Origin of the sequence: Duganella sp. HH101 (genome assembly GCF_001758795.1) — a bacterium.
GTDB classification, from domain to species: domain Bacteria; phylum Pseudomonadota; class Gammaproteobacteria; order Burkholderiales; family Burkholderiaceae_D; genus Rugamonas; species Rugamonas rivuli.
Genome location: NZ_LRON01000004.1, coordinates 191,756 through 203,378 on the forward strand (window position 1 = coordinate 191,756; position 11,623 = coordinate 203,378).

Here is an 11,623-nt window from a genome sequence, read left to right on the forward strand (position 1 = left end):
CGTCAGGCGATATTGTCCGCGCCCGGTGCGCCGAACAGCTGCTGCTTGAGGTGATGCAGCTGGTCGCGCACCTGCGCGGCTTTTTCGAACTCCAGGTTCTTGGCGTGATCGAGCATGGCTTTCTCCAGGCGCTTGATCTCCTTGCTGATCTGCTTCTCGCTCATGGATTCGTACTTGGCCGTCTCCTGCGCCACTTGCAGCTCTTCGCGTGCATCCTGCGGGCTGTAGACGCCGTCGATCATGTCCTTGATGACCTTGTGCACGCCGCGCGGCACGATGCCGTTGGCGGTGTTGAAGGCGATCTGCTTGGCGCGGCGGCGCTCGGTCTCGCCGATGGCGCGTTCCATCGAATCGGTCATGCGGTCCGCGTACAGCAGCGCCACGCCGTTCAGGTTACGCGCGGCGCGGCCGATGGTCTGGATCAGCGAGCGTTCGGAGCGCAGGAAGCCTTCCTTGTCGGCGTCCAGGATCGCCACCAGCGACACCTCGGGCAAGTCCAGTCCCTCGCGCAGCAGGTTGATCCCCACCAGCACGTCGAAGGTGCCGATGCGCAGGTCGCGCAGCAGCTCGACCCGTTCCACCGTCTCGATATCGCTGTGCAGGTAGCGCACCTTGATGCCATGGTCGCTCAGGTATTCGGTCAGCTGTTCGGACATGCGCTTGGTCAGCGTCGTCACCAGCACGCGCTCGTTCTTGGCGACGCGCAGCGTGATCTCGGACATCAGGTCGTCCACCTGCGAGCTGGCCGGACGCACGATGATCAGCGGGTCCACCAGGCCGGTCGGGCGCACCACCTGCTCGACCACCTGGTCGGCGTGGGTGCGTTCGTATTCGGCCGGGGTGGCGGAGACGAACACGGTCTGCCGCATCTTCTGCTCGAATTCCTCGAACTTCAGCGGCCGGTTGTCCATCGCGGACGGCAGGCGGAAACCGTAGTCCACCAGGTTGGCCTTGCGCGAGCGGTCGCCGTTGTACATGGCGCTCAACTGGCCGATCAGCACGTGCGACTCGTCGAGGAACATCAGCGCGTCCTTGGGCAGGTAGTCGACCAGCGTCGGCGGCGGTTCGCCGGGCTGGGCGCCGCTCAGGTGGCGCGAGTAGTTCTCGATGCCCTTGGTGAAGCCGATCTCGGCCATCATCTCCAGGTCGAAGCGGGTGCGCTGTTCCAGGCGCTGCTCTTCGATCAGCTTGTTCTCCTTGCGGTAGAACTCCAGCCGCTCGCGCAGTTCCACCTTGATGGTCTCGATCGCGCGCAGCACGGTCGAGCGCGGCGTGACGTAGTGCGAACCCGGGTAGACGGTGAAGCGCGGGATCTTCTGCTTGACGCGGCCGGTCAGCGGATCGAACAGCTGGATCGATTCCAGCTCGTCGTCGAACAGGTCCAGGCGCACCGCCAGTTCCGCATTCTCCGCCGGGAAGATGTCGAGCGTGTCGCCGCGCACGCGGAAGGTGCCGCGGCCGAAGTCCACTTCGTTGCGGGTGTACTGCATCTGGATCAGGCGGGCGATGATGTCGCGCTGCGACACGCGGTCCTTGGCGCGCAGCGTCAGGATCATCTGGTGATATTCGGTCGGATTACCGATACCGTAGATCGCCGACACGGTGGCGACGATGATGACGTCGCGCCGCTCCATCAGCGACTTGGTGCACGACAGGCGCATCTGCTCGATGTGCTCATTGATGGACGAATCCTTTTCGATGAACAGGTCGCGCTGCGGCACGTAGGCTTCCGGCTGGTAGTAGTCGTAGTAGGAGACGAAGTACTCGACCGCGTTCTCCGGGAAGAATTCGCGGAACTCCGAGTACAGCTGCGCGGCCAGCGTCTTGTTCGGCGCGAAGACGATGGCGGGGCGGCCCTTGCGGGCGATCACGTTGGCCATCGTGTAGGTCTTGCCGGATCCGGTCACGCCGAGCAGCGTCTGGAAGAACAGGCCGTCGTCGATGCCCTCGCACAGCTGGTCGATCGCGGTGGGCTGGTCGCCTGCGGGCGGGAAGGGTTGGTGCAGCTTGAACGGCGAGTCGGGGAAGGTGACTACCGTTGCGCCTGGGGTATCTACTACTGGTAAATCAGCCATCTTGTCCGACCTTTGTTAAAATAATGGCCTGCCAGCGGCCTGAGCGTTTTTTTTCGAGGGGCGCTGTCTACCTTCAACCGCTGCGTACCGCTTCCAATCGAATCCAATCTTATCATGACGAATCCTAGCTTGTTCAGCGCCATCGACATGGCGCCACGCGACCCTATCCTGGGCATTACCGAAGCATTTAACGCCGACCAGAATCCGGCCAAAATCAACCTGGGCGTAGGCGTCTATTATGACGACAACGGCAAAGTGCCGCTGCTGTCGTGCGTGCAAAAAGCGGAAGCAATCCTGATCGCCGCGCCGGCCCCGCGCACCTACCTGCCGATCGAAGGCCTGGCTGCCTACGACAAGGCGGTGCAAGAGCTGGTATTTGGCGCCGACAGCGCGGTAATTCAAGAGAAGCGGGCAGTGACGGTGCAGGCTATCGGCGGCACCGGCGCGCTGAAGATCGGCGCCGACTTCCTCAAGCGTTTCGCCCCGGATTCGCAGGTCTACATCAGCGACCCAAGCTGGGAAAACCACCGCGCGCTGTTCGAGAGCGCCGGCTTCACCGTCAACAACTACGCCTACTACGATGCCGCCACCCACGGCGTGAACTTCGCCGGCATGCTGGCCGGCCTGAAGGCCATGCCGCGCGGTTCCATCGTGCTGCTGCACGCCTGCTGCCACAACCCGACCGGCGCCGACCTGACGTCGGCCCAGTGGGATGAAGTGATCGCCGCCGTCACCAGTGGCGGCCTGGTGCCGTTCCTGGACATGGCGTACCAGGGCTTCGGCGCGGGCATCGCGGAAGACGGCGCCGTGGTGCGCCGTTTCGCCGCAGCGGGCGGCCCGCTGCTGGTGTCGAATTCGTTCTCGAAGTCGTTCTCGCTGTACGGCGAGCGCGTGGGCGCGCTGAGCGTGGTCGCCGCCACCGGCGAAGAGGCCGGCCGCGTGATGTCGCAGCTGAAGCGCGTGGTGCGCACCAACTACTCGAATCCTCCGGTCCACGGCGGCAAGGTGGTGGCCACCGTGTTGACCACGCCTGAGCTGCGCCAGCTGTGGGAAGACGAGCTGGCCGGCATGCGCGTGCGCATCAAGGAAATGCGCGAAGCTTTCGTGGCCAAGCTCAAGGCCAAGGCGCCGGCCCATGACTTCGCCTTCGTGCGCGACCAGGTCGGCATGTTCTCGTACTCGGGCCTGAGCAAGGCGCAAGTGGAGAAGCTGCGCGAGCAGTCGATCTACGCCGTCGATACCGGCCGCATCTGCGTCGCGGCGCTCAATTCCCGCAATATCGACATCGTCATTGACGCGATCGCCAAAGTGCTTTAAACTCTTGCTTCTTCGGGTTGAGCGACTAAGCTTAATCCGGAAGGATGCAACAAATACTGAAAAACTTGCTCTGTCAGAAACCTTGATAGAATGATCTAAACAGTATAAAATGTTGCCTCTAATCCCTGATAGCTCAGTTGGTAGAGCGACGGACTGTTAATCCGCAGGTCCCTGGTTCGAGTCCAGGTCGGGGAGCCAGAATATAGAAAAGCCCAGCCTTAACCGGTTGGGCTTTTTGCATTGCGGCGAGAATTTTTTACAACTATTCGCCGAATCGGCCTACCATCTGGATCACTGCACAGTTTTCGACTGATCAAGGAGCCTGTCGTGATGGTTCAAGAGCATGTAGTTTCCGATGATTTCCTGGGGAAGTGGCAGAAGACCACGAATGTAATGGCCGAGGTCTTCGATGTGCCGGCCGGCCTGATCATGCGTGTGCTGCCGCAGCAGATCGAGGTGCTGGTCTCCAGCCATACACCCGGCAATCCCTACGAGGCGGATGAAAAAGCCCATCTGAACACCGGTCTGTACTGCGAAACCGTGATGTCCACGCGCGCCATGCTGCACGTGCCGCATGCGCTGGAGGACGAGCACTGGAAAAACAATCCCGACGTTGCGCTGAACATGGTTTCCTACCTGGGCGTGCCGCTGCTGTGGCCCGATGACGAGGTGTTCGGCACGATCTGTGTGCTCGATAGCAAGAAGCGGGTGTATCAACAACGTTATGTCGATCTGCTGTGGGAGATCAAGCGGGCGATCGAGGCTGACTTTCAGGTCATGGACCAGCAGCAGAAGCTGATGGCTAGCAATGCCGACCTGCTCAAGGTCAACCGGGCGCTGTTGCGCAGCAATGGCGAACTGAAGGAGGCGCTGGAGCGGATCAGCACGATGCAGGCGGAGTTGTTGCGGGCCGAAAAAATGTCGGCCCTGGGCAAGCTGGTGGCGGGCGTGGCGCATGAGCTGAATACGCCGATCGGCAACGGCTTGATGGTGGCCAGTACGCTCAAGAGCAATGCCGAGGCGATCTCCGCTGAGCTTGAGGCAGGCGTGACGCGCACGCGCATGCACGACTTCATCGGCGGTATCGACCGGGGCGCGGATATCCTGCTGCACAGCCTGGGCAGGGCGGCCGAGCTGGTCGACAGTTTCAAGCAGGTCGCGGTGGATCAGTCCGGTACAGGGCGGCGCGAGTTCGATTTGAAAAAGACGTTCGGCGAGATCCTGGCGACGCTGGCGTCGGCCGTCCGCCAGAGCGGCCACAGCGTGCTGTGCGAGGTGGACGACGGCATCACCATGGACAGTTATCCGGACACGCTGGGGCAGGTGCTGGTCAAACTGGTCAACAATGCGTTGATACATGCGTTCCCCGGCGGCGTGCAGGGCCAGATCCGGATCGCTGCGCACCGGCAGGCCGATGACTGGATCGAAGTGAGCGTGGCCGACGACGGCGTCGGCATCCCTGCGCTCAATCTGGCGCGCGTGTTCGATCCCTTCTTCACCACCCGGCTGGGGCAGGGCGGTGGCGGGCTGGGCTTGCACGTGGTGTACAACCAGGTCACGGCCGCCTTGCGCGGCAGCGTGCGCGTGGACAGCGAGCCGGGCCAGGGCTCCCGTTTCACGCTGCGCATGCCGAGGGTGGCGCCGGCGGAACCTGCCGCCTGACGCCGCCAAGTTGGCGATCTTGCAAATCAGCACAAAAAATTTCACGACGGGGTCGCCAAATCCGTTTTGAGCAGATATAATTCGGGCCTCAATTCCCTGATAGCTCAGTTGGTAGAGCGACGGACTGTTAATCCGCAGGTCCCTGGTTCGAGTCCAGGTCGGGGAGCCAGAATTTTAGTTGTACAGAATCAAGGGGTTACATGTTTCGGCGTGTAGCCCCTTTTTTCGTTCCAGTCCCATGCCCGGCCTGAAATAGCGTGGCCGGAAATGCATTTGATAAAAATGAGAGGCGTATGAAAGTACTTTCGCTGAAATGTGAGAACTGTGGTGCACAACTCGATATTGCTCCCAAAGCCAGCACATGCGTTTGCAGCTACTGCGGCGGAGAGCAGCTAGTCGAACGCGATGCGGAGGAGGTTTCGGTATCGGAGCAGGAGGAAGTGCGGGACGATGCGGGCCGGAGTCTTTTCATGAAGCGCATGGCATCGGAACAGGCGATCGCGCGATTTGAAAATGATATTTCCGATATATGCAAAGAGCGCGACGAAAATCTGCGAGTTTGGCACGAGACTCAAGGCAAGAAGGGCTGTCTTATGGGTTTTCTCTTGTTAGTCGGCATTGTCGTTGCATTAATTCTGGTTGATGCGGCGTCAATTCCGCTTTGGCTGTCGATTCCGAATACCGTCCTCCTAGTGATGTTAGTGGCAAAATACATCATCAAGCCTCAGAAAGAAGCTGGGGCGACGATCGAAGCAAACGCTGAGGCTAAAATGGCGCCCCTGAAAGAGCAGATTGCCAGGCACCGGGCGATTATCGATTCTTGCGACTTCGGTAAAACAGGCGAGATTTCTTTGTTGTTTAGCATGGTTGACCTGTCGGACGGCTGAGTTGCTGTCACACGGGAGGCTAGGCTACATGTTTTAGCGTGTAGCTTCTCCGGTAAAGACGAACTGGCCGTTTCCGTACCGCCGCGCCCGGCGTCTGCGCGCCCTTCAACGCTTGGCGTGCGTTCTCGGATCCTGATCCACCTTCCACAGGAAGTCAAAAATCGTCCTGGTGACGATGGCGGCCGGGCCGAAGTGCACGTTCTCCCAGCTGTCGGTGGTCTTGTGGTAGTGGGGGATACCCTCCGCCTTGCCGAATACCCGGTTGTTGATACCGATTTTGCCGAAAGGGCCGGCGTCGTAGGAGAAAGTTGGATTTTTCTCAGGCGGGTATTCGTGTGAATAGTCGTCGCTGTCGTCGTTGACGCCGTTGTACACCTCCTCGTACCACGTGCTGGCGTAGCGGTTCAGCTGTGCGGGCGTGAAGCTGCTCCACTTGTCATATCCCAGGCCTATCATGTCGATCGAGATCATCAGCACGATGTTCTCATTCGGGAAGTCCGGCAGCGGGTGGGCGACGTGGTACATCGAGCCCATCTCATGCTGCTCTTCCGCGCCATAGGCGACAAACATCAGCGTGCGCTTGTTTTCCCCCTTGTACTGCATGAACATGCGCGCCAGTTCCAGCGTCGCGGCCAGCCCGGACAAGTCGTCGTTGGCGCCAGGGTAGTGGAGGTCGTCGGGCGTCTGGCCCAGATGGTCACGGTGGGCGCTGATGATGATAACTTCATCGGATAAGTCCGGATCGTTGCCGGGGATGATGCCGATTACATTGCTGGTCGCCATGCGCTGGCCCAGCAGCGGATTCTCCGGATTGCCGTGGCTTTCGCCGTCCGGCTCGACGATCGTCGTGGTAAAGGGCTGTAGATAGCCCTCGGTGCCGGCCGGCTGCAGTCCTATAGCCTTGAACTCGTTGACGATGACGTTGAGCGACAGGCGGTCCCCCGGGGTGCCAGGCAGACGGCCGGCGTATTGCGGGCTGGCCAACTCCTTGACCAGCTCACTCATTCTACGGATGCTGACAACCGGTTTTTTGCCTGCCGCCACGTCGCCAGCGCCCGCGTGTGGGCTGGCCAGCAGGCCGGCGGTCAGCAAGCACAGCATGCTGTGGCCAAAAATTGATTTCATAAAACCTCTTTCTTAATGGGAAAGAATAAAATGTATCAATTTTGGCAATTGCGGATACAGTGCGTTACTTAATGTTACATTGGTCGGGCATGGTTTGCCCTCCTTGGTCTACGGTTCGACCGGCGCCAGCATCGGCTTTTCGCGCCGCCGGTAGAAGGCCGCGAACTGTTCGGCATAGCGCTGCCGGGCATCCTGGCTGATCCATTTGTCCACGCTGCCGCGCAAGGCTTGCGCGCCTTCCTTGCTTGCCAGCAGACTGTCCAGCTTGCGTGCCGTGGCCTTGCCCCATTCGGTTCGCGGGCAGGCGAAGCCGAGTTTGATCGGCTCGGCATTGCCGGCGATCGGGAAGCTGCGCAGCTCGCTCAGCTTGGGGTTGCGGTCTTTGTAGTAGGCGAGGACGAAGTCGTAGTCGATGGTGTAGTCGGCCCGGCTCAGCAGCATTTTCGACAGGATGTTTTCGCCGTAGCTGCCGATCGTCGTCTGCTTGAGCGTGGAGTCCGGCGGGCGCCGGCGCAGCGCGGCGTCGAGGCGCGCGCCGAAGCTGCGCTTCTCGCTGACCAGGCCGCGCAGTGCGGGCATCGCCAGCAGCCGGGGCAGGTCGACCTCGCCGCCGGCGTTGAGCGGCAGCGCCGCCGCGACCTCGGCCCGCGCCACCAGCTGCAGCGGCGGCAACAGGCCGGTTTCGACGATGTGGGCGCGCTGCATGCGCTCGGCGTTAATCAGGGTGAAGGAGTAGCACACCTGCTCGCCGGCATCGAGCATGGTCCAGCTGCGTTTGAGGTTGGCATACAGGAAGCGGTGCTGGACTTCCGGCCAGCGCCCCTGCACGTAGGCGATCTGGGCGTCGGTGATGCCGGCGCCGGGACTGTTGCGCGCGCGTATCGACGCCGGCGGCAGGTCCGGCATCAGCCAGGTCATCACAGCCTGCGCCGCCGCACTGGCGGGCAGCGTGAGGCTCAGGGCGAGGAGTAGGGCGCGCATGGGCGTTTCGTGGATGAACGGTGTCATGCCATTATCGCTACTGTCCAGTTGGAAATCACGGGCTTTGCGGCGTTTTTTTGCAGCCGTTGGGCTTTTTGCATTTTGGCACGCAATTCTCACTGAAATGCGCGATTCCGGTGGACGGAAATCTTGCACCTCGGTATTCTGAATCTTATTTCTGGCCAGAAGGGAAAGCGATGGTCATCTCAGCCGACGCGGTCGACCAGGTGCAGCGGGTGCGTGCCTTGGAGCGCGAAGTCGCGCTCTTGCGTACCACCCTGGCCAGCATGCCGGCCGCAGGCAGTAACCAGGAATGGAAAGATGAGGTCGTCCGCTTGCTGAGCGAAGTGGTCTTGTTCCGTCTCTCGCTGGACCAGGAAACTGTGCTTTCATCTTTTAAAAATAAATAGAGGTAGATTATGAGCGAGGAAAACAAGGAAGTCGTTTACGGGACCGAAGACTTGCTGATGAGTCTGTGCAATTCAGTGACCCGTGTCTTGAACGTCGCCACCCAAAGCAAAGTCAATTATTCCGGCATGGTGCAGCGCATCACCAAGACCGGCCTGAAGCCGGACATCGGCTGTTTCGTGTTGTTCGACGGCGGCTTCACCGGCCTGGTGGTGCTGAACTTTGCGGCCGACACGGCCATGGAAATCTACGAACGCTATATGCTGCACATGGGCATGCCGAAGTCGGAGCTGGCCAGTTCCCACACGTCGGACGAGGTGTCCAACATCATGGGCGAGCTGATGAACCAGATCGTCGGCGACTTCACCGGCAAGGTGCGGCGCGAACTGCAAACCAATATCACGCAGAACCAGCCGAAGATGCTGGTGCTGACCAAGCAGGTCATGCTCAGCGTCGACACACCGTTGGATCGCCCTGAGATGCGGCGCGTCACGTTTTACACAGAAAAGAGTAATATCTTTTATCTGGAATTGGCGATCGACCGAACCGAGTTCATCCGTCTGCACGACTTCGATTCCAGCGAGGTGGAAGATCCCGATGCGCTCATGGATCAGGAGCGCAGCAATCAGGGTGGGTCATCGATGGCGTCCGACATCTCGGCCGAGGACGAGGCCAATGACGAGCTGCTGAAATCCCTGGGCATGTAGAGGCGGGGCGATCAGGTGGCTTGTGCCTTTAAAGCCACCACAGCCGAGTTGTATCGGACTATGATCGAAAGCAGGGGGACCGCTGCCGGGCCTGACGCGGTGCGGTCCAGTGATCGGCACTCACGAAAGCGCGACATGGACAAGCACACCTCTCTTGGCGGCCTCCGGCTGGGGCACAAGTTCCTGATCCTGAGCCTGATTGCCGTGATACTGGCGAGCATACCGACCTGGCTGTACATGCGGGAAGCGGGCAAGTCGCTCGATGCCTACGTGGACGAGCGTACCGGCGTCCCCGCCGTGCTCGACGGCCTGCGCGTGGTGCAGCTGACCCAACAGCACCGCGGCCTGTCGGCGCTGGTGCTGGGCGGGGTGGCGGCGTCCGAGGAGAAACGCGCGGCCAAGCAAAAGGAGGCCGACAGCGCCTACGCGATCACCGACGCGCTGGTGAAAAGCCTGCATGACACCACGCTGGACGCGGCCTGGTCGCAGGCGCGCGGCGACTGGGAAACCCTGCGCAGCCAGGTCGCCAGCAAGAGCATCTCGGTCGCGCAAAGCTACGCCGCGCATACGGCGCTGGTGCCCAAGCTGCTCAAGGTGAACGACCTGATCGGCGATTTCTACGGCCTCAGCCTTGACCCCGACCGCGACACCTACCAGTTGATCCAGGCCATGTTCTACCAGCTGCCCTACCTGGCCGAGGAGCTGGGCAAGACGCGCGCACGCGGCGCCGGCTTGCTGGCGAAGAAGGAGGCGACCCCGGCCGACCGGCTGCAACTGTCGTCCATCGTGGCGCGCGTGACGGACCGGCTGGACCAGACGCTGACCGCGTTCTACAAGGCCACCCGCTACAACGGCGAGTTTGAAACCACGCTGGCGCCCGCCATGCGCGACGCCGACCAGGCCGCGCGCCAGATCATCGAGCTGGCCAATCGTGAGATCGTGCAACCCGAGGCGCTGAGCTATTCGGCGGAAAATTACGTGGCGCTGTCGACCAAGGCCATCGACCTGCAGTTCGCGCTCAACGCGGCGGCCAGCAAGCAGCTCGACACCATCCTCGACGACAAGATACGTGCCTTCTACGTCACCCGCTGGTCGATGCTGGGCGCCATGCTGGGCCTGCTGGCGCTGGCCGGCTACGTGGCCTTGCTGATCGCGCGTTCGGTGACGCGGCCGCTGAACAACGCCATCGCCGTGGCGCAGAGCGTGGCGCGCGGCAATCTGGTCAACGACTTCGACGTCGGCGCCCCCAACGAAGTGGGGCAGATGCTGCGCGCGCTGCGCGACATGAACGACAGCCTGCGCGGCATCGTCGGCGAGGTGCGCGGCAGCATCGACCATATCAGCGCGGCCACGCGCGACATCGCCAGCGGCAATGCCGATGTGTCGGCGCGGCTGGAATCGCAGGCTTCCAATCTGGAGGAGACCGCGTCGTCGATGGAAGAGCTGACCTCGACCGTGCGCCAGAACGTCGACAACGCGCGCCAGGCCAACCAGCTGGTGATCAGCGCGGCCGATGTCGCCACCCACGGCGGCGAGGTGGTGTCGCAGGTGGTGCAGACGATGGGCGAGATCAACGAGAGTTCGCACAAGATCGTCGACATCATCAGCGTGATCGACGGCATCGCCTTCCAGACCAACATCCTGGCGCTGAACGCTGCCGTCGAGGCGGCGCGTGCGGGCGAGCAGGGCCGCGGCTTCGCGGTGGTCGCCAGCGAGGTGCGCAACCTGGCGCAGCGCTCGGCCGCCGCCGCCAAGGAAATCAAGGAGCTGATCGGCCGCAGCGTCGAGAAGGTCGAGATCGGCAACCGCCTGGCCGGCCAGGCCGGCGAGGCGATGGGCGAGATCGTCAGCAGCGTGCAGCGCATCACCATCATCATGTCGGACATCGCCACCGCGTCGGCCGAGCAGGGCACGGGCATCGAGCAGGTCAACGAGGCCGTCACGCAGATGGACGACATGACCCAGCAGAACGCCGCCCTGGTCGAACAGACGGCGGCGGCCTCGGCCAGCCTGGAAGAGCAGACCCAGCAGTTGGTGGGGGCGATGAGCCGCTTCGTGCTGGGCACGGAGGAGCGTGGCGGCAACCCGACGCCGCGTCCGGCAGCACGGCCTGTGGCAAAACAACAACGGTTGGCGATCCATCATGCCTGAACGGCAAGTTTGAGCAATTCTTCATACGCCCGGTCGGGGCGGACTGTTTGCCCTTTTATTATTCAGTCCGCCCCACTGGCGCACCAAATTTCTAACAGTAAATTCGCATAAGCTTATATTGCTCTTGCAATACCTGCTATCAATGAAAGAAAATACCGCCTTTTTGCAAGACGGTGCATTCTAAGCATCGAAAACGGCCTCAACTCCGCTTGCGCTGCCACGGTCACGTCAGATGATCGGATAGTATCAAAAGAAAGAGAGAACAGGAGACACACTGTTTTTTACTCTTTGCATTACCTCAAATCGGGAT

9 protein-coding genes and 2 tRNA genes are annotated in these 11,623 nt (G+C 61.4%); 8 read left to right on the forward strand and 3 right to left on the reverse strand.

The window, feature by feature from the left end; genetic code table 11:
• Positions 1-2: 2 nt before the first annotated feature.
• A complete protein-coding gene (uvrB, locus tag DUGA2_RS08375; protein ID WP_070268667.1) occupies positions 3-2,075 on the reverse strand; it encodes an excinuclease ABC subunit UvrB in 2,073 nt (690 codons plus the stop codon).
• 114 nt (positions 2,076-2,189) lie between these two features.
• On the opposite strand from uvrB, the gene DUGA2_RS08380 reads away from it, so the two are divergent.
• The 5 genes from DUGA2_RS08380 to DUGA2_RS08400 all read left to right on the forward strand — a co-directional run bounded on the left by DUGA2_RS08380 (position 2,190) and on the right by DUGA2_RS08400 (position 5,941).
• Positions 2,190-3,392, forward strand: coding sequence for an amino acid aminotransferase (locus tag DUGA2_RS08380; protein ID WP_070268669.1), 1,203 nt, complete (start codon positions 2,190-2,192; stop codon positions 3,390-3,392).
• Positions 3,393-3,514: 122 nt separating this feature from the next.
• Positions 3,515-3,590: transfer RNA gene (locus DUGA2_RS08385), tRNA-Asn, on the forward strand.
• A gap of 132 nt (positions 3,591-3,722) precedes the next feature.
• The gene (locus DUGA2_RS08390; RefSeq protein WP_070268672.1) at positions 3,723-5,054 is read left to right on the forward strand and encodes a GAF domain-containing sensor histidine kinase; all 1,332 of its coding nucleotides are present in this window, start codon (positions 3,723-3,725) and stop codon (positions 5,052-5,054) included.
• Positions 5,055-5,147: 93 nt separating this feature from the next.
• Positions 5,148-5,223 (forward strand) — tRNA-Asn (locus tag DUGA2_RS08395).
• A 124-nt stretch (positions 5,224-5,347) separates the two neighbouring features.
• Positions 5,348-5,941: a hypothetical protein gene (locus tag DUGA2_RS08400; RefSeq protein ID WP_070268673.1), complete on the forward strand. Its 594-nt coding sequence runs from the start codon at positions 5,348-5,350 to the stop codon at positions 5,939-5,941.
• A 105-nt stretch (positions 5,942-6,046) separates the two neighbouring features.
• On the opposite strand, the gene DUGA2_RS08405 is transcribed toward DUGA2_RS08400, so the two are convergent.
• Together DUGA2_RS08405 and DUGA2_RS08410 are read right to left on the reverse strand one after the other, a co-directional pair.
• Complete coding sequence (locus tag DUGA2_RS08405) at positions 6,047-7,066, reverse strand: M28 family metallopeptidase (protein WP_083296257.1); 1,020 nt, start codon at positions 7,064-7,066, stop codon at positions 6,047-6,049.
• A 108-nt stretch (positions 7,067-7,174) separates the two neighbouring features.
• The gene (locus DUGA2_RS08410) at positions 7,175-8,047 is read right to left on the reverse strand and encodes a TIGR02285 family protein (protein ID WP_070269083.1); all 873 of its coding nucleotides are present in this window, start codon (positions 8,045-8,047) and stop codon (positions 7,175-7,177) included.
• Between the two features lie 77 nt (positions 8,048-8,124).
• On the opposite strand from DUGA2_RS08410, the gene DUGA2_RS34410 reads away from it, so the two are divergent.
• The 3 genes from DUGA2_RS34410 (at position 8,125) to DUGA2_RS08425 (ending at position 11,313) form a co-directional block, all read left to right on the forward strand.
• Positions 8,125-8,457: a hypothetical protein gene (locus DUGA2_RS34410; RefSeq protein ID WP_229212189.1), complete on the forward strand. Its 333-nt coding sequence runs from the start codon at positions 8,125-8,127 to the stop codon at positions 8,455-8,457.
• Between the two features lie 9 nt (positions 8,458-8,466).
• Positions 8,467-9,162 (forward strand): DUF3334 family protein, encoded by a 696-nt coding sequence (locus tag DUGA2_RS08420; RefSeq protein ID WP_070268678.1) that lies wholly within the window; start codon positions 8,467-8,469, stop codon positions 9,160-9,162.
• Between the two features lie 135 nt (positions 9,163-9,297).
• Positions 9,298-11,313, forward strand: a complete 2,016-nt coding sequence (locus DUGA2_RS08425; protein ID WP_070268680.1) for a methyl-accepting chemotaxis protein — start codon at positions 9,298-9,300, stop codon at positions 11,311-11,313.
• Positions 11,314-11,623: the final 310 nt, after the last annotated feature.

Coding starts and splice junctions, on each gene's coding strand:
- uvrB (WP_070268667.1), bottom strand. CDS start 2,075: ATGGCTGATTTACCAGTAGTAGATACCCCAGGCGCAACGGTAGTCACC.
- DUGA2_RS08380 (WP_070268669.1), top strand. CDS start 2,190: ATGACGAATCCTAGCTTGTTCAGCGCCATCGACATGGCGCCACGCGAC.
- DUGA2_RS08390 (WP_070268672.1), top strand. CDS start 3,723: ATGGTTCAAGAGCATGTAGTTTCCGATGATTTCCTGGGGAAGTGGCAG.
- DUGA2_RS08400 (WP_070268673.1), top strand. CDS start 5,348: ATGAAAGTACTTTCGCTGAAATGTGAGAACTGTGGTGCACAACTCGAT.
- DUGA2_RS08405 (WP_083296257.1), bottom strand. CDS start 7,066: ATGAAATCAATTTTTGGCCACAGCATGCTGTGCTTGCTGACCGCCGGC.
- DUGA2_RS08410 (WP_070269083.1), bottom strand. CDS start 8,047: ATGCGCGCCCTACTCCTCGCCCTGAGCCTCACGCTGCCCGCCAGTGCG.
- DUGA2_RS08420 (WP_070268678.1), top strand. CDS start 8,467: ATGAGCGAGGAAAACAAGGAAGTCGTTTACGGGACCGAAGACTTGCTG.
- DUGA2_RS08425 (WP_070268680.1), top strand. CDS start 9,298: ATGGACAAGCACACCTCTCTTGGCGGCCTCCGGCTGGGGCACAAGTTC.